This window comes from Candidatus Saganbacteria bacterium (genome assembly GCA_026387835.1).
In the GTDB taxonomy this organism is placed as follows: domain Bacteria; phylum Margulisbacteria; class WOR-1; order JAKLHX01; family JAKLHX01; genus JAPLKZ01.
Genome location: JAPLKZ010000004.1, coordinates 1 through 16211, shown reverse-complemented (window position 1 = coordinate 16211; position 16211 = coordinate 1). Strand labels below are relative to the sequence as shown.

Genomic DNA, 16211 nt, shown 5'->3' with positions numbered 1-16211 from the left:
GGTGAAGGTCCTGGGAAGATATTATTTTCGTCATAAGGGAAAATGGCGGAAATATCAAGAGTGCGTTTTATCAGATCGTCCGGGTCTCCGCCGCTTGAAAAAGAGAACCCTGCTTTGCCGTCCTTTATTACCCTGAGGGAGATGCCGAGTTCAGTCCCTTTATTTATCAGCGTGACCTTCTGGTCCCTTGATTCGATCAGGAGACTGTTTGACCTGACACAAAAGACCTCGGCGTCACAGTCAAGTTTATTTATAATGTATGAAGATAATTCCCTGAGGTCCATTTATACCTGCAGAGCGGTCACCGCGGTAATGGTCGCTATGTCGTCGACGCTGCAACCGCGTGAAAGATCGTTTATCGGCTTCGCGCATCCCTGCAGCAACGGGCCGAGCGCAGTGGCGTCCGCGAGCCTCTCGGTCAGCTTGTATCCGATATTTCCGGCATCAAGGTTGGGGAATATCAGGACGTTAGCGCGGCCCGCGACTTTGCTCTCGGGCGCTTTTTTCTTCCCGATAGAAGCGATAAGCGCGGCATCAGCCTGCATCTCGCCGTCAACAGCCAGGTCCGGGCTTTTTTCTTTTATCATTTTCAGCGCGGACTTCACTTTTTCGATGGACCCGCCGCTACCGCTTCCCATTGTCGAGAATGAGAGCATGGCGATCCTCGGCTCGCGGCCCATGAGCTTCCGGAAAGAATCTGCTGTCGAAAGCGTTATATCGCAAAGCTGTTTATCGTCGGGATCAGGGACTACACCGCAATCCGCGTAGAACAGCACTCCATTCACGCCGAACTGCGGGGTCTTCAACACCATTATAAAAAAGCTTGAAAGGATCTTAATCCCTTCGGCAAGTCCGACGGAATATACGGCTGCTTTGATAGTATGCGCGGTAGCATGGTCCGCACCCGTGACCATGCCGTCAGCATCGCCCTCGGCTATCATCATCGCGCCGAAGAACGGATAGTCGGTTGTCAGAAGTTTTTTTGCATCGTCATATGAGATATCGTGCTTGTGCGCCTTCATATTGTTCATATAGATCTCGATGTACCTGTCAAGTTTCGGCGAAGAAGAGGGGTCTACGATCTCTGCCTTTGAAAGGTCGATGCCGCTTGAAGCCGCGGCACTGTTTATCTTGTCCGGTGACCCGATGAGGATGAGACATGCGATCCTGCTTTTTAATATGAGATCAGAAGCTTTGATTATCCTGATATCATCTGTCTCGGGAAGGATGATCCTCTTTTGAAGCCTTTTTGCCTTGTTCCAGGTATTTTCTAGAAATTCCATTTTATTTTAATATAACAAAAACAACAGGTTTAATCAAACCGCCATGATCTTTTCTATCTCATGAAAAGTCGTCATATCTTTCTGCATCATAAGTTCAACGAGCTTATTCCAGACTTTAAAAGTTATCTCGCTGTCTCCCATGGCCCTGTGCCTGTTCCGGACTTCGATCCCCATGTGCTCGGCGACCGTATGCAGCTTGTAGTTCCTGAGGCCGGGAACGATAGTCCTGGACACTTTTACCGTGCAGGCGACCCTGTTAGTGAATTCTTTTTCCAGTTCTTTCCGGATATGGTATTTTAAAAAGCCGAGGTCAAAATCACTGTTGTGCGCGACTATTATGCTGCTCCCGGCAAAATCGATAAAATCCTGCAGTACTTGTTTGATACCGGGTTTTCCTTCCACCATGTCCTGCGAGATGCCTGTAAGACGTTCTATTTCAGGCGGGATAGGGCCTGTGGGCTTTATAAGCGTGGTAAATACATCTTTTTCGACCGGCCCCGCGGTCTTTATCGCTCCGATCTCGATGATCTCGCTTGACGCGGGGTCAAGCCCGGTCGTCTCGATGTCCACGATGATATAAGGCAGTTTATCTATCTCGTTCTCCTGCCTGTATCGGGACAGGAAAGGGAACTTTTTTTCAAGTTCGATGAACTCTTTGTCTTTCAAAAGATCGCTCACGTCGAGATCAACTCATACTTTCTAAGGCCGAGACCTATCTGCTCGCCGTAATCGAGCTGGATATTGTGATCGATGTCCGGCCAGGTCTTTTTTATTATATCAAAACCCGCCGCCTTGTTGACAAGGTCAACGCTTGCCTGGTCAATGGCAACAGGGTCAAGGGACGCGACGACACCTATATCCTTTACGATCGGAGGGTGATTGAAATTGTAACAATCGCAATTGGGCGACACATCGACGATAAAGTTGAAATAGCCGCATTTTTTCCCTCTGACCGCGCCGCAGCAATATTCCGCCATCTTTTCCTGGAGCGATTTCGGAGAGCCGTTCCACTCGATCGATATCGCATCGAAATCGCAGGTGACTATGCATTCAGCGCATCCGATGCATTTTGAGCGGTCTATGACGGCTTTCCCGTCTGTCAGAACGATCGCATCCTGAGGGCACCACTTGACGCAAAGTCCGCATCCCGTGCACTTTGGAGTTTTAACGGAAGGGGATACATCCGCGTGCATCTGCTGCTTGCCGGAGCGCGAGCCTAGCCCCATGCCGACGTTCTTTATCGCCCCTCCGAATCCCGTTACTTCGTGCCCTTTGAAATGGGTCATCACTATCATAGAGTCGATGTGATGGCAGGCGGAGCCGATATTCACCTCTTTAAAATGTTTAAGGTTAACAGGGACCTTGTAATAATCTTTTCCCTGCAGGCCGTCGGCTATGACGACAGGTGCAAAATCATAACCGTGTGCATGCGCGGTATTTATGTGGGAAACAGCATCGCCCCTTGTACCTTTATAAAGCGTATTCGCGTCCGTCAGGAAAGGCTTGCTGCCGAGTGCAGATATTTTTTCTGCTATGGGCATGACATTTTCAGGTTTAAGGTATGCGGTGTTGCCCATCTCACCGAAATGGACTTTTATCGCGGTGAGCTTGTCTTTTTCGATAAGATCATTAAATCCCGCTTTTTCAAATAAAGACACAAGACTCTCGGCATTAACATCCTCAATGGGCAAAAAATAAACGGTCGCATTTTCATCATTTGGATTTCGGATTTTCATTTATAAACTTCCGGCCGTCTGTCCTTCTGGATCGGTATCCTTTCATTCGCTTCTTTAATTTTGTCCGGGTCTATCGTGCAGGTCATCACGCATTCTTTGCCTCCGGCTTTTTCGACCGTGTTGCCGAACGGATCGAACACAACGGACTCGCCAGGATATTCGTATCTTTTGTCTTTCCCGACCCGGTTGCATCCGATCGTAAAAATGTGGTTTTCAATGGCTCTCGCTTTAAGGAGCGTCAGCCAGTGGTCTATCCTCACCGACGGGAACTGCGCGGGGACAAAAAGCATATTGATCCCTTTTGTCCATAGTTTCCTTGACAGTTCGGGGAACCTGAGATCATAGCATATTATCACCCCGATCTTCCCGAACCCGGTCTCCAGCGCGTCGGCGGTCTCGCCGTTAGCAAAATGCGTATTTTCACCGGTCGGGCTGAAGGAATGCGTTTTTCTATATTTGCCGGATATTTCTCCGGAAGGATCGGCCACAAAACACGTGTTATAAACTTTTTTTTCGGAAACTTCCGGTACTGAACCGGCTATAAGTACAGCGGACGACCTCCTGGCGTGATATTTGATGAAATCCATCGTCTCCTCTGACCATCTTTTTGCGATGCCGTGAAGATCGAGGTACGCGAATCCTGTCGACCACATCTCGGGAAGGACGATGAAATCCGGCTTGTACCTTCCGGCTTTTTCGATAAGATCTGCAGCAGTTTCAAAATTCTTTTCGGCCATAGCAGTCTTTATGTCCATCTGGATGAGGGAAACGGTTAATTTTTTCTTCATATCCTAACGGGCCTCCAGTTGTTCGGCTTTTTTGACGCAATCATACGCGTTCTTTATCTCGATCATATCCTGCCATGTCAGCCATTTCGGGGCATTCTTCTCTTTTGACTGGTTGCGCAGGAGATATGACGGGTGGAATATCGGCATCATCATAGTGTCCCTGCCTTCCATCTTGAACCATTTTCCCCGTATCTTTGAGATGGGCTCTTCGCTTTTTAGCATGGTCTTGCATGCCGGGGAGCCCGCGAGAACGATTATCTTGGGGGCGATCAGACTTATCTGCGCTTCCAGATAGGGATGGCAGGCTTCGATCTCGTCATTTGAAGGCGTCCTGTTTTCCGGCGGCCTGCATTTTACCGTATTTGTGATATAGACTTCATTTTCCCTGTCGATCCCGACCGATTCAAATATCTTTGTCAGAAGCTGGCCGGCTCTCCCGACGAACGGGAACCCCTGCACGTCTTCGTCGGCACCCGGGCCTTCTCCTATGAGCATCAGCCCGCAGGGTACCGGGCCCTTGCCGAAAACAACCTTGTTCCTCGTAAGATGCAATCCGCAATTCCTGCAGGTCTGCGCTTTTTCATTGACCTGGCTGTATGAAAGGCCGTCAAAGGATCTTGGCTTACTCGCGCTCATTTGCTTTTCAATATAACATTTTAACAGCGAAATTTCCACAAAAATTTGACGATAGATATATAGAGGGGGTAACCCTCTAAAATAGAAGCTCTGAGAGGCTCTGAATATGAAGATCAATATATACGAAGTCAATAATGATACGGAAAGCCAGGGAAAACTGCTTGGCGTCATACAATTTATTTCACAGAAATTGATGGTCGATTCGCCTTATAAGATCCTGGATGATATCGTCAACTTGGCGTATAAAAAAGCCATGAACGGTAACGGGAACGGAAAACACTACAGGCAGATACCGGTCCATCAGTTCAACACCGCGGATTTTGTCGAAGCTCTCGGCATAGAGACCTGGAAGAACGGCCTGATAATGGAGATCGCTGAATAGAGGCATTTCATTCCCCTCGGTCCCTTCACTCTAATACGGATACCCTGAAAATCGATACTATGTTATAATTTTTCCATAATGATGGTAAAACTATTTGATACAACGCTCCGCGACGGGGCACAGACGGAAGGCATTTCCTTCACGGTGGAGGATAAGATAAAGATCGCGCGCCTTCTTGATTCTATCGGTGTACATTATATAGAGGGCGGCTGGCCGGGTTCTAACCCGAAAGACATAGCTTTTTTTGAAAAGATCAAGGATGTGCCGCTTAAAAACTCGACGATCGTGGCGTTCAGCAGCACAAGAAGAGCCGGCATTCCTGTTGAAGAAGACAAGAATATCAGTACTCTCATAGAGGCTGATACAAAGGCGGTCTCGATATTCGGGAAAAGCTGGGATTTTCACGTGACTGAAGCTCTGCATACAACGCTTGAAGAGAACCTTTTGATGATATATGACACTGTCAGGCACCTCAAGTCAAAGGGTAAAGAGGTCATATACGACGCGGAGCATTTCTTTGACGGTTACAAAGCAAATCCGCAGTACGCGATCAGGACATTAAAGGAAGCCGAAAGGGCAGGGGCCGATGTGATATGCCTTTGCGATACGAACGGAGGCACACTCGCTTTCGAGGTCCAGAAGATAATAAAAGAAGTGAATGACGTGATCAAAACTCCTCTGGGAATACACGCGCATAACGACTGCGAGTGCGCGGTGTCAGTGACGGAGATGGCGGTCTATTGCGGCGTCACGCACGTGCAGGGGACAGTGAACGGCTACGGCGAAAGATGCGGGAACGCAAACCTCTGCTCGATAATACCTATATTGAAGCTGAAGCTCGGCATAGACTGCATAACTGACGTAAATTTGAAAAGGCTTACCGAGATCTCAAGGCACGTGAGCGAGATAGCCAATCTGCCTCTTTCGGGCCACCAGCCTTTTGTCGGCAGGTCTGCTTTCACCCATAAAGGCGGCATACACGTGAGCGCAGTGATGAAACATACAAATACTTACGAGCATATAAGCCCGGAAGCAGTCGGCAACGAAAGAAGAGTGACCGTGTCCGAGCTTTCAGGCATAAGCAACCTGGTATTTAAGGCAAAAGAGTTCGGGGCTGATCTTAAAAAAGAATCCCCGCAAGTAAGACCGCTTCTCGCGAAGCTGAAGACACTGGAACACCAGGGTTACCAGTTCGAGGAGGGAGAAGCGTCGTTCGAGATACTGATAAAAAAAGAAATGGGGCTTTTCCAACTACCGTTCAAGTGGCACAAGTTCGAGGTGAACACGGTCAAGACAAAGAACAAGAAGATGGAAGTGGAAGCTAAAGTCGAGATAATGCTCGGCAGGAAACTTATACGCGCAAAAGGACACGGCAACGGTCCGGTCAACGCACTGGACGAGGCTGTACGCGGTACTTTGTCAAAAAGATTTCCCGTGATAAACGAAGTGAAGCTCACGGATTATAAGGTCAGGGTGCTTGACAGTACCGACGGTACTGCCGCGAAGGTCCGCGTCCTGATAGAATCGGCCGACGAGAAAAAAACATGGGGTACCGTGGGAGTTTCATCGAACGTCATAGAGGCAAGCTGGCTGGCTTTGATCGACAGTTTTGAATACAAGCTGATGATAGAGGGGGTAAAATGAACCTTCCAAAAACATCAAAGATAAATTCAAAAGGACATCTGGAGATAGGGGGCTGCGATACGGCCGCTCTCGCAAAAAAGTTCGGCACTCCGCTTTTTGTTCTTGACGAAGACAGCCTGCGCTCGAACTGCAGAGAGTACATTCAGGCGTTCAGGGATTATCCGGATTTCAGGATAATTTATGCCAACAAAGCATTAAGCGTCATCGGCGTGCTCAAGATAATAAAGACCGAGGGCATAGGGATGGATGTTGCTTCAGGCGGCGAGCTTTACACGGCCCTGAGAGCGGGATGCAAAGCCGGGACGATCTATTTTCACGGGAATAACAAGACGGGAGAAGAGATAGAATACGGGGTCAGGGAAAAAGTGACATTTGTAGCGGACAATCTTGACGAGCTGGGATCGGTTGAAAAGGCATCACGCAAGGCGGATAAAAAGACCGGAATATTGTTGCGCGTGAATCCAGGGATAGAAGCGCACACGCATGATTTCATAAAAACGGGTGCTGTGGATTCTAAGTTCGGCATCTCTAAAAAGGAAGTCCTGAAAACAGTTGGAAAGATAATAAGATCGAAAAATCTTGTATATAAAGGCCTTCACAGCCATATCGGTTCCATGATATTTGATAAGGCCCCTTATGCTGCGGAGATCGAGGTGCTGTTAGGGCTTTTCAGGGATATAAAGAGAAAATACAGGATAGAATCTGACGAATTAAATATCGGCGGCGGAATAGGTGTCGCTTATACCAGTGATACGAGATCACCTGAATTAAAGCCCTTTGCGGATAAGATCATCAGGACAGTGACCGATCTTTCAAAAAGATTTAAGCTCAAGCTTCCCAGGCTGGTGCTTGAACCGGGCAGGTCGCTGGTCGGCCCCGCCATGGTCACGTTGTATACTGTCGGAACGGTAAAAGATATTGCCGGTATAAGAAAATATGCTGTTATCGACGGCGGCATGTCGGACAACCCGAGATTCATCCTTTACGGTTCAAAATACGAGGCTTTTGTCGCGAGCAACGCGAGAGCAAGAGCAGAGGAAAAACTGACGATCGCCGGAAGGGCATGCGAATCCGGTGATATCATCATCAAGGACTGTTTCTTCCCGAAAGTCAAAAAGGGCGACATCATTGCGGTCGCATGCACCGGAGCATACAATTATTCAATGGCGAGCAATTACAACAAATTTATGAAGCCCGCAATGGTAAATGTGAGATCAGGTAAAGCAAATTTATTATTGAAGAGAGAAACGTACGCCGATCTTGTGAGGAACGAACTATGACGCTTCCTTTAGGGATACAATGGGTCGACCTGATAGACATTCTTATAGTCGCGTTCATTCTTTACCAGGTGTTCATCTGGCTGAAAGGGACCGCCGGGATGCAGCTTCTGCGCGGTCTGCTGATAGTCTTCGTGATCTATTTTGCCGCCCAGCAGCTCGGGCTGCGCACGCTTAACTGGCTGATGGAAAAATTCGTCACGATAATCCTGATAGTCATAATAATCGTATTCCAGCCGGAACTCCGGAGAGCGCTTGAACGGCTGGGACGAGGGAAACTGCTGAACAGGATAGGCCTTTCGTTCGGTACAAAGACCGGCGCAATAGTAAGGCAGATAATCGATGCCGTGGAAAAATGCTCGCAGGAAAAGATCGGCGGCCTGATAGTCCTTGAAAGGAACACAGGTCTGAACGAATTTCTTGAATCCGGCGTCCCCATAGATTCTCCGGTCACGGAAGAATTGCTGATCACCATACTGACAAAAGGCACGCCGCTCCACGACGGGGCGATAATAATCCAGGGCGACAGGATCGCATCAGCGGGATGCCTGCTGCCCCTTTCGGAAAGCCGTCTTCTTGACAGGAGGCTCGGCACGCGCCACAGGGCCGCTGTCGGGATGAGCGAACAATCTGACGCTCTTGTGATAGTAGTCTCAGAATCGACTGGGACGATATCCGTCGCGGAGAACGGCTACCTTAACAGGTTCCTTACAAAAGAACTGCTTGAAGAAAGGCTTTTCGAGATTTATAAGCCTGCCCCGCAAAAATCAAAATTCTTTTTCGGAAGACAAAAAAAAGAATAAAATGCCTATCGAAACGGTCCGCGCCATCCGGATGAAAAAAGAAAAAGGCGAAAAAATAGCCTGTCTCACGGCTTATGATGCCCCGACGGGAAAACTTCTCGAAGAAGCCGGAATAGATATCGTACTTGTCGGAGATTCGGTCGGCAACGTGATCCTCGGATACGAAAATACTATCCTGGTGACGGTGCAGGAGATGGTCCATCATATAAAAGCCGTGAAAAGAGGCGTCAAGCATTCATTAATAGTAGGGGACATGCCGCTGTCCGCATTTGAAAAAGGCGAAGAAGACGCGTATAAAAATGCCGTCTTGTTCATCGAAGCGGGCGCGGAAGCGGTAAAGATAGAAGGTACAGAGCATTTAGAATTGATAAAAAAACTTGTCTCTTCGGATATCCCTGTCATGGGGCATATCGGTTTTACTCCGCAATCAGAAGGAATCCCTGCTGTCCACGGGAAAACTCAGGCTGAAACTTTACAAGTATTAGAAGAATCGAAGTTACTGGAAGATGCGGGCGTGTTTTCGATAGTTCTTGAGCTTGTTGAAAGGAATGCCGCAAAGACCGTTACCGAGTCGCTCAAAGTCCCGACAATAAGCTGCGGTTCGGGACCTTTCTGCGACGGCCAGGTCCTTGTCACTAATGACATCGTAGGGCTCTATCCGGGTAAAGTGCCAAAGTTCGTCAAGCAATACGCGGACCTTGGAGATCAATTCAAAAAAGCTGTTTCAACATACATCAGTGAAGTGAAAGAGGGTAAGTTCCCGGTCTAGGCATTGTCCAGGCAGAGGCTGAAATCCCTGACAAATCTTTTTAAATAATCTTTTATATTGTTTGCCTGAAGTGAATAATAGATGAATTTCCCTATTTTCACGCTCTTTAGAAAACCGATCTCCTTTAAAATGTTGATATGATATGAGATGGTCGCCTGCGAGGCAAAAAAATGGCTGTTGATCTCCTGCACGCACATCTCCCCGCCTGCGAGAAGCTCGAGGATCTTTACGCGCTCCTCGGAGCCAAGCACTTCGAGGTACCTTGAATATTTACTGCTTAATAGGTTCATGAGATCTTCCTTGCTATCCGGATATTGACCTTAATGTGTTGATGGTCTCTTTGAGAAGCGAGACAGCCTCTTTCGGGTCAAGGCTGTCGATGGCCCTGTCAGCTTCTTCTTTCGGGGAGTTCTGGAGGCTTTCAAGGGATTTTTTCTCGATCCTTACCTGTATCGTCTGCAGGACCTCGTTAAAAGGCTTGTCCTCGGGTTTTGACGCCTGTGTTTTTGTCTTGAAATAATCCACGAGGAACTGTTCTTTGGGGATCTTGATATCATCCTGCATTTTATTTGATCTCCTTCATATAGTTATATCGCTTTAAAAACCTTCAAACTTGCATCGCACTCCCCTCCAATGTAAAATTATTAGCATAAAGCTTGCATCGAACGGAGTGCCCCCGTAGCTCAGATGGATAGAGCGACGGTTTCCTAAACCGCAGGCCGCGTGTTCGACTCACGCCGGGGGCATGTTAAGGATGAGGGTGAGGAATGAGGAAGAGGGATAATATAATTTTGATCGGCTTCATGGCTACCGGTAAATCAGCGGTCGGGCGCCTCCTGGCAAAAAAGCTGAAGATGAAATTCATATGCACCGATTCCATAATAGAAAAAAAGACTAAGAAAAAGATCAGTGCCATTTTCAGTACGAAAGGGGAGGGCTATTTCAGAAGACTCGAGACGGAAGTTCTCAGGTCGTTAAAAGAGATGAACGGGGCAGTCATCGCCTGTGGCGGGGGAATGATATTAAAAGCGGTGAACAGGAAGATGCTGAAAAAGACCGGAAAAGTGTTCCTGTTGTCGGCCGGACCCGGAACAATAAATAAACGGCTGAAAAAACTCGGCAGCCGGCCTCTTTTGAATATCAAGGATGAAAAGAAAAGGATAGATGTCATCCGTGCAATGCTGATAAAAAGAGACAGGTTCTACAAAAACACCGCGGATCATATTATTAAAACCGATAATAAGACAATAAATCAAATAATTTCTTTCATAACTAAGAACTGACCGGACATCAGAGACGGTCAGGGATAGTTTCTTGTCGATGCTTGAAAATTGATATACAATATATATATATGAGGAAAATACCCGTTCGCACGAGTTCTGCCTTCTATGAGATCATCGTAGGCTCGCAGATCCTTTCAAAGCTGGGTGAGGCCCTTACAAAATTGAAGCTGAAGAACAGGGTCATCGTAATTTCAGACTTTACTGTCGGCCGCCTCTATGCGGGAGTGGTAAAACATTCTCTGAGATCAAAAGGTTTTAAGTCGGAGATCATCACCATACCGTCTGGTGAAAAGACAAAGACGCTCGAAATGGCCAAGAAGCTGTATAAAAAACTCCTTGAACTTAAAGCCCACAGGGACTGCGCCCTTATTGCTTTGGGCGGGGGAGTGATCGGCGATCTGACCGGATTTGTGGCGGCAACATATATGAGAGGCGTCGATCTTATCAATGTGCCGACCACGCTTCTGTCCCAGGTGGACGCAAGCATTGGCGGGAAGACAGGCGTGAACCTCGAGGAAGCAAAGAATATCGTGGGGGTGTTCTGTCAACCAAGATTGGTGTACGCGGACACAGCAGTGCTTATAACTTTACCGGCAAAAGAGCTCCGCAACGGTCTTGCCGAAATAATAAAGTACGGGGTAATAAAAGACTTTAAATTGTTTGAATATCTCGAAAATAAAGTTTTCGGATTGAAATCCCCGAAATTATTAAATCCCGGTGATTTTAAGGACCTTCTCGGGACATGGGAGAACATAATATCGATATCCGCGTCAATAAAAGCCAAAGTCGTGGCGGCTGACGAAAAAGAAACAAAAGGCCAAAGGGTGATACTCAATTTCGGCCACACGATCGGCCATGCTCTGGAAGCATTATCCGAGTATAAAGGGATAACTCACGGGGAAGCAGTTGCGATCGGGATGGTGGCCGCTCTGAAGATAGCGAACAAGATGAAGATGATAAAAGCAGATACTGAGGACAGGATAAAGAAATTGATCTCCGCGGTCAACCTTCCGGTCTCGATCAAAGGGATAGAGGCTGACGATATCATAACAAAGCTCATACTTGACAAGAAAGTAAGGGACGGCAGGATCAATTTTGTTCTTCCGACCAGGATCGGTTCGGTCATTATAAGGAATGATATACCAGTTAAAATATTGCGGGAATCTTTAAAGGAAATTGGGGCAGGTTAATTTTTGATGGGTAAGGGCAAATGGATTTAAATAAACAAATAGAGCTGATAAAACGCGGAACAGTCGACTTTATAAATGAAGCCGAGCTCAAAAAAAAGCTTCAGAAAGGCGCTTCTCTTAAAATAAAATGGGGGGCCGATCCTTCCGCGCCTGACCTCCACCTCGGGCATATGGTCGTCCTGAAGAAACTCAGGACTTTCCAGGAACTCGGGCATAAAGTAATTTTCATAATCGGCGATCTTACCGGTATGATAGGCGATCCTTCGGGCAAATCCGAGACAAGAAAGCCGCTTTCAAGAGAAGAGGTCCTGCATAATGCAAAAAGCTACCAGGAACAGGTCTTCAAGGTCCTTGACAGGAAAAAAACCGAGGTTGTATTTAACAGCAAGTGGCTTTCAAAGATGGACCTTATGTCGGTAATGAAACTGATGTCCCAATATACCGTGGCAAGGATGCTGGAAAGAGGGGATTTCAAGGAAAGGTTCAAAGAAAACAGGGAGATCAGCGTCGTCGAGTTCCTTTACCCTCTCATGCAGGGTTACGATTCAGTTGTGATCGACGCGGATATCGAAGTGGGCGGCCATGACCAGATATTTAACCTTCTCGTGGGAAGAGAATTACAGAAGGCATACGGCAAAGAACAGCAGGTTGTACTGACAATGCCGCTGCTCGAGGGCACCGATGGAAAGATGAAGATGAGCAAAAGCCTCGGCAACTATATCGGTTTTACGGAATCACCGAAAGATATTTTCGGAAAAACTATGTCAATCCCCGATAATTTGATGATCAAATACTATGAGCTTTTGACGGACACGACGGACCAGGAGATATCTGAGATAAAAAAGGGGCTGGGATCCGGAGGGCTTCACCCGAAAGACGTAAAAACAAAACTTGCCAAGTTCCTGGTCGAATATTTTTATGGCAAAGAAAAAGCTCAACAATCGGAACAGGAATTTGATTCGGTTTTCAAGCAGAACAAACTGCCATCCGACATGCCGGCCATAAAAATAGACGGTTCTGAGATGAAAGACGGGAAGATCCAATTGACAAGACTGCTTGTCCTGTCCGGGTTGCTGCCTTCGACCGGAGAAGCGAAAAGGATGATAAAAGGCGGCGGCGTCAAGATAAACGAGGTGAAAGCCGAGGATGAGAACATGGCCATCGCCCTGGACAAGGAAACGGTATTGAGCGTCGGCAAAAGAAAACATGCGAGGATAATATGCGCATAGGTATCGGCTTTGATGTGCACAGGCTCGTCAAAGGAAGAAAACTGATATTAGGGGGCATCGAGATACCGTTCTCAAAAGGTCTTCTCGGACATTCCGACGCTGACGTGCTTTTGCACGCTGTAATGGATGCGATGCTCGGAGCTGCCGGACTGGGAGACATAGGCATAAATTTTCCGCCATCAGATAAAAAATATAAAGGCATTTCAAGCCTTAAGCTTCTGAAGGACGTGGCAGGCAAGATCAGGTCAGCCGGATATAGTATCGCGAATATCGATTCAAACATTATCGCGGAAATGCCTAAAATGTCCGTTCATACGGGTAAAATGATCGAACAGATATCAAAAGTTTTAAAGATACATCCATCCTCAATAAGCATCAAGTCAAAAACTGCCGAAGGACTTGGCAGTATCGGCAAGGGGAAAGCTATCGCAAGCCAGGCGGTCTGCCTGCTTTCAAGCTCAGATAGCTGCCGCTAATAGTGCAAAAACTATTCATCGCGATATTTTGTGTCTTTGCGGTGTTCCACTCCTGCTCGTTTTCCGAAGAAAAACAATACTATGCCGAACCCGCAAGATTTTTCGGCCCGGGCCGGATATCGGGATCAGAGATACTCATCAACGGCACGTCCATCATAAAGATATATGCTTCTTCCGAAGCAGGGGTGCCATCATTTGAACGGGCGCTGCGTATTTCCCAGATCATCAATTATCTGGTCGAGGCAGGGGCCGATATCGGCGCGGTGGAGCCGGCCATGATAGACGATATCCCGATAGGGATAGTCGAGGACACTCCTGTTTTCTCGGTAGAACCCGGCGACATAAGAGGCACAAGCATCCCGCCTCTTCTCCTTGCTTATGACTGGTCAAACAGGATACGGAGAGCTTTTGACTGCCAGCTTTTATCTCAGAACCTGTTCGATGAGATCGTAAAGATAGAAAAGATGAAAGGCATCAAGATCGAGGTAAAAAAGAAAAGGATAGGAGAGGGCAGCGAGGTCTTTGTCAACGACGATGCCGTCATGAAGATAAGCGAGACCGATCCGGACATAAGTTCATACGACAAGGCAAGGACGATCGCTCAGGCCATGGAAGAGCAGGTCATCAGCGGCAGGGAGGGACGTGACATAAGACCGGAAACATCCGGTGACAGATACTCGTTGAATATCGGCGGAAAAATAATACCCGTGCTGAGCACAGGCGAAACGGACGTCGGGGAAAAACAGTTATGGGAGATGACCCTCGACATGGTGAACAGCCTGCGCGAATCGCTGGGCGCGCCAAAAATCACCGAAAAATATTCTCCGTTCCACATTTTTCAGGTCGGCTACGCTTCCTGGTACGGCGGATTTTTCCACGGCAGGAGGACATCAAGCGGAGAGCGCTTCAATATGTATGATTTCACGGCCGCACACAGGACGCTTCCTTTCGGGACCCAGATCCTCGTGACAAGGCTTGATAACAGCAAGAGTGTCATAGTGAGGGTGACAGACAGGGGGCCTTACATCCCGGGCAGGATACTTGACCTTTCAAGGGCGGCAGCGCAATCGCTCGGAATGCTTGGTTCGGGTGTTTCCAGGGTCAAAATATTTGTTTTAGGAAATACAAAAAGCAGCAAAAGGCAGTAAGTCTCCCGGACAATATCCTGATAAAGTATAATAATACATATATGATAAAACTTGGAGTCAATATCGACCATATAGCAACGCTGAGAGAAGCAAGGAAAGAAGGTTTTCCGTCCCCTGTGGAAGCCGCGTTGATATGCATGAAAGCCGGAGCTGACGGTATAGTAGCTCATCTCCGCGAAGACCGCCGCCATATCAAAGATGAAGACATATATGAAATACGGAAAGCCGTCAAAAGGTTCGACATGGAGATGGCCGCGACAGGGGAAATGCAAAAGATAGCCCTGAAAATAAAACCCGATATCGTCACGCTTGTCCCCGAGAAAAGAAAAGAGGTGACCACTGAAGGCGGTCTCGATGTCAGGCGACAATCGGCCTATTTAAAGAAGTACGTGCAAAAACTTCAGGATGCCGGAATATGGGTAAGCTTGTTCGTTGACCCGGATCCTCGGCAGATAAAAGCAAGCGCCTTGACAGGAGCAAAATTAATCGAGATCCATACGGGGGAGTACGCGAATACAGGTCAAAAGGCGCTGAAAAAAATAAGAGACGCGGTGAAGATGGCAGTATCGCTGGGGCTTAAAGTCAATGCCGGGCACGGCCTTACTCTTGACAACGTCGGTCCCATAGCAAAGATAAGAGATGTCGAGGAGCTGAACATAGGTTTCAGTATAATCGCGGATGCAGTGTTCGTAGGGCTCGGTCAGGCCGTAAAAAGGATGAGAGACGCAGTTAACAGGCAAAAAAGATGTATAAAATAATTGAAGTCAAACAGCTCGCGCCAAAGATAAAACAGCTTAAGGTTCTGGCGCCTGATGCTGCGAAAGCCGCCAAACCGGGCCAGTTCGCCGTTATAAGGATAAACGAGAACGGAGAGAGGATCCCGTTAACGGTCGCTGACGCTGACAGGTCTTTAGGCGAGATCACCATTATTTTTCAGGAAGTCGGAGCGACAACATCTCTTCTCGGAACCCTCAAAAAAGGAGACTTTGTCAGGGATCTTTTATGTCCTCTCGGAAAGCCTGCTGATATAGAAAAGTTCGGCACTGTCGTAACGATAGGGGGCGGTGTGGGCATTCCCGAGATCCTTCCCGTCACAAAAGCTTACAAAAAGGCAGGCAATCATGTCATTTCTGTCCTTGGCGCGAGGAACAAAGAACTTATCCTTCTGGAAGATGAGATCAGAAAAGCAAGCGATGAAACACTGGTTTGCACTGATGACGGTTCGTACGGTAAAAAGGGCTTTGTCTCGGATATCCTGAAAGAGATCATAGAAAAAAATAAAGTCGATCTTGTCTCGGCTGTCGGCCCTACAATAATGATGAAAGTGGTGGCCGGCGTCACAAGGCCGCATAATATCAAGACGCTTGTAAGCCTTAACCCTATAATGCTTGACGCCACGGGGATGTGCGGGGTGTGCCGCGTGACCGTGGGAGGACAGGTCAAGTTCGCCTGTGTTGACGGCCCCGAATTTGACGGGCACCTGGTGGATTTTGACGAGCTTATGACCCGTCAAAAAATATATGTTGAAGAAGAAAAAGAGGCTAACCACAAATGCAGGATAATGTAA

20 protein-coding genes and 1 tRNA gene are annotated in these 16211 nt (G+C 47.6%); 13 read left to right on the top strand and 8 right to left on the bottom strand.

Translation table 11 applies throughout. From position 1 onward, the window contains the following. From NTZ10_00330 to NTZ10_00305, 6 genes are all read right to left on the bottom strand, one after another. Positions 1 to 284: hypothetical protein (locus NTZ10_00330; protein ID MCX5748681.1), on the bottom strand; the 284-nt coding region annotated here is incomplete at its 3' end. Further along, on the bottom strand, positions 285 to 1283 hold the full coding sequence (gene pta, locus NTZ10_00325) for a phosphate acetyltransferase (GenBank protein MCX5748680.1): 999 nt from the start codon (positions 1281 to 1283) through the stop codon (positions 285 to 287). It lies immediately after the preceding gene. Positions 1284 to 1316: 33 nt separating this feature from the next. Next, positions 1317 to 1961: a 3'-5' exonuclease gene (locus tag NTZ10_00320; protein MCX5748679.1), complete on the bottom strand. Its 645-nt coding sequence runs from the start codon at positions 1959 to 1961 to the stop codon at positions 1317 to 1319. Further along, entirely contained in the window at positions 1958 to 3019 is a 1062-nt protein-coding gene (locus tag NTZ10_00315; protein ID MCX5748678.1) for a DUF362 domain-containing protein, read from the bottom strand. Before NTZ10_00315 ends, NTZ10_00320 begins: the two co-directional genes overlap by 4 nt. Then, positions 3016 to 3807 (bottom strand): carbon-nitrogen family hydrolase, encoded by a 792-nt coding sequence (locus NTZ10_00310; GenBank protein MCX5748677.1) that lies wholly within the window; start codon positions 3805 to 3807, stop codon positions 3016 to 3018. Before NTZ10_00310 ends, NTZ10_00315 begins: the two co-directional genes overlap by 4 nt. A 3-nt stretch (positions 3808 to 3810) precedes the next feature. Further along, positions 3811 to 4443, bottom strand: coding sequence for a uracil-DNA glycosylase (locus NTZ10_00305; GenBank protein ID MCX5748676.1), 633 nt, complete (start codon positions 4441 to 4443; stop codon positions 3811 to 3813). A 106-nt stretch (positions 4444 to 4549) separates the two neighbouring features. On the opposite strand from NTZ10_00305, the gene NTZ10_00300 reads away from it, so the two are divergent. From NTZ10_00300 to panB, 5 genes are all read left to right on the top strand, one after another. Beyond that, entirely contained in the window at positions 4550 to 4825 is a 276-nt protein-coding gene (locus NTZ10_00300; protein MCX5748675.1) for a hypothetical protein, read from the top strand. Between the two features lie 78 nt (positions 4826 to 4903). Further along, on the top strand, positions 4904 to 6469 hold the full coding sequence (gene cimA, locus NTZ10_00295; GenBank protein ID MCX5748674.1) for a citramalate synthase: 1566 nt from the start codon (positions 4904 to 4906) through the stop codon (positions 6467 to 6469). Further along, entirely contained in the window at positions 6466 to 7749 is a 1284-nt protein-coding gene (gene lysA, locus NTZ10_00290; protein MCX5748673.1) for a diaminopimelate decarboxylase, read from the top strand. Before cimA ends, lysA begins: the two co-directional genes overlap by 4 nt. Continuing rightward, a complete protein-coding gene (cdaA, locus tag NTZ10_00285; protein MCX5748672.1) occupies positions 7746 to 8549 on the top strand; it encodes a diadenylate cyclase CdaA in 804 nt (267 codons plus the stop codon). Before lysA ends, cdaA begins: the two co-directional genes overlap by 4 nt. A 1-nt stretch (position 8550) precedes the next feature. Beyond that, on the top strand, positions 8551 to 9318 hold the full coding sequence (gene panB / locus NTZ10_00280; protein MCX5748671.1) for a 3-methyl-2-oxobutanoate hydroxymethyltransferase: 768 nt from the start codon (positions 8551 to 8553) through the stop codon (positions 9316 to 9318). On the opposite strand, the gene NTZ10_00275 is transcribed toward panB, so the two are convergent. Then, the gene (locus NTZ10_00275) at positions 9315 to 9608 is read right to left on the bottom strand and encodes a metalloregulator ArsR/SmtB family transcription factor (GenBank protein ID MCX5748670.1); all 294 of its coding nucleotides are present in this window, start codon (positions 9606 to 9608) and stop codon (positions 9315 to 9317) included. The genes panB and NTZ10_00275 overlap by 4 nt on opposite strands. A gap of 13 nt (positions 9609 to 9621) precedes the next feature. Beyond that, a complete protein-coding gene (locus NTZ10_00270) occupies positions 9622 to 9882 on the bottom strand; it encodes a hypothetical protein (protein ID MCX5748669.1) in 261 nt (86 codons plus the stop codon). 108 nt (positions 9883 to 9990) lie between these two features. Here NTZ10_00270 and NTZ10_00265 point away from each other — a divergent pair. The 8 genes from NTZ10_00265 to NTZ10_00230 all read left to right on the top strand — a co-directional run bounded on the left by NTZ10_00265 (position 9991) and on the right by NTZ10_00230 (position 16211). Then, positions 9991 to 10064 (top strand) — tRNA-Arg (locus NTZ10_00265). Positions 10065 to 10085: 21 nt separating this feature from the next. Continuing rightward, the gene (locus NTZ10_00260; protein MCX5748668.1) at positions 10086 to 10601 is read left to right on the top strand and encodes a shikimate kinase; all 516 of its coding nucleotides are present in this window, start codon (positions 10086 to 10088) and stop codon (positions 10599 to 10601) included. A gap of 68 nt (positions 10602 to 10669) precedes the next feature. Continuing rightward, complete coding sequence (aroB, locus tag NTZ10_00255) at positions 10670 to 11791, top strand: 3-dehydroquinate synthase (GenBank protein MCX5748667.1); 1122 nt, start codon at positions 10670 to 10672, stop codon at positions 11789 to 11791. Positions 11792 to 11811: 20 nt separating this feature from the next. Further along, positions 11812 to 13020 carry a tyrosine--tRNA ligase gene (gene tyrS, locus NTZ10_00250; GenBank protein ID MCX5748666.1) on the top strand — a complete coding sequence of 403 codons (1209 nt, stop codon included), beginning with the start codon at positions 11812 to 11814 and terminating at the stop codon, positions 13018 to 13020. Further along, positions 13011 to 13496 (top strand): 2-C-methyl-D-erythritol 2,4-cyclodiphosphate synthase, encoded by a 486-nt coding sequence (gene ispF, locus NTZ10_00245; protein MCX5748665.1) that lies wholly within the window; start codon positions 13011 to 13013, stop codon positions 13494 to 13496. The genes tyrS and ispF overlap by 10 nt, the downstream gene beginning before the upstream one ends. A gap of 2 nt (positions 13497 to 13498) precedes the next feature. After that, a complete protein-coding gene (locus tag NTZ10_00240; protein MCX5748664.1) occupies positions 13499 to 14644 on the top strand; it encodes a septal ring lytic transglycosylase RlpA family protein in 1146 nt (381 codons plus the stop codon). A 41-nt stretch (positions 14645 to 14685) separates the two neighbouring features. Then, the gene (locus tag NTZ10_00235) at positions 14686 to 15402 is read left to right on the top strand and encodes a pyridoxine 5'-phosphate synthase (GenBank protein ID MCX5748663.1); all 717 of its coding nucleotides are present in this window, start codon (positions 14686 to 14688) and stop codon (positions 15400 to 15402) included. Continuing rightward, positions 15390 to 16211 carry a sulfide/dihydroorotate dehydrogenase-like FAD/NAD-binding protein gene (locus NTZ10_00230; GenBank protein MCX5748662.1) on the top strand — a complete coding sequence of 274 codons (822 nt, stop codon included), beginning with the start codon at positions 15390 to 15392 and terminating at the stop codon, positions 16209 to 16211. The genes NTZ10_00235 and NTZ10_00230 overlap by 13 nt, the downstream gene beginning before the upstream one ends.

Coding starts and splice junctions, on each gene's coding strand:
- pta (MCX5748680.1), bottom strand. CDS start 1,283: ATGGAATTTCTAGAAAATACCTGGAACAAGGCAAAAAGGCTTCAAAAG.
- NTZ10_00315 (MCX5748678.1), bottom strand. CDS start 3,019: ATGAAAATCCGAAATCCAAATGATGAAAATGCGACCGTTTATTTTTTG.
- NTZ10_00310 (MCX5748677.1), bottom strand. CDS start 3,807: ATGAAGAAAAAATTAACCGTTTCCCTCATCCAGATGGACATAAAGACT.
- NTZ10_00305 (MCX5748676.1), bottom strand. CDS start 4,443: ATGAGCGCGAGTAAGCCAAGATCCTTTGACGGCCTTTCATACAGCCAG.
- NTZ10_00300 (MCX5748675.1), top strand. CDS start 4,550: ATGAAGATCAATATATACGAAGTCAATAATGATACGGAAAGCCAGGGA.
- cimA (MCX5748674.1), top strand. CDS start 4,904: ATGATGGTAAAACTATTTGATACAACGCTCCGCGACGGGGCACAGACG.
- lysA (MCX5748673.1), top strand. CDS start 6,466: ATGAACCTTCCAAAAACATCAAAGATAAATTCAAAAGGACATCTGGAG.
- cdaA (MCX5748672.1), top strand. CDS start 7,746: ATGACGCTTCCTTTAGGGATACAATGGGTCGACCTGATAGACATTCTT.
- panB (MCX5748671.1), top strand. CDS start 8,551: ATGCCTATCGAAACGGTCCGCGCCATCCGGATGAAAAAAGAAAAAGGC.
- NTZ10_00275 (MCX5748670.1), bottom strand. CDS start 9,608: ATGAACCTATTAAGCAGTAAATATTCAAGGTACCTCGAAGTGCTTGGC.
- NTZ10_00270 (MCX5748669.1), bottom strand. CDS start 9,882: ATGCAGGATGATATCAAGATCCCCAAAGAACAGTTCCTCGTGGATTAT.
- NTZ10_00260 (MCX5748668.1), top strand. CDS start 10,086: ATGAGGAAGAGGGATAATATAATTTTGATCGGCTTCATGGCTACCGGT.
- aroB (MCX5748667.1), top strand. CDS start 10,670: ATGAGGAAAATACCCGTTCGCACGAGTTCTGCCTTCTATGAGATCATC.
- tyrS (MCX5748666.1), top strand. CDS start 11,812: ATGGATTTAAATAAACAAATAGAGCTGATAAAACGCGGAACAGTCGAC.
- ispF (MCX5748665.1), top strand. CDS start 13,011: ATGCGCATAGGTATCGGCTTTGATGTGCACAGGCTCGTCAAAGGAAGA.
- NTZ10_00235 (MCX5748663.1), top strand. CDS start 14,686: ATGATAAAACTTGGAGTCAATATCGACCATATAGCAACGCTGAGAGAA.
- NTZ10_00230 (MCX5748662.1), top strand. CDS start 15,390: ATGTATAAAATAATTGAAGTCAAACAGCTCGCGCCAAAGATAAAACAG.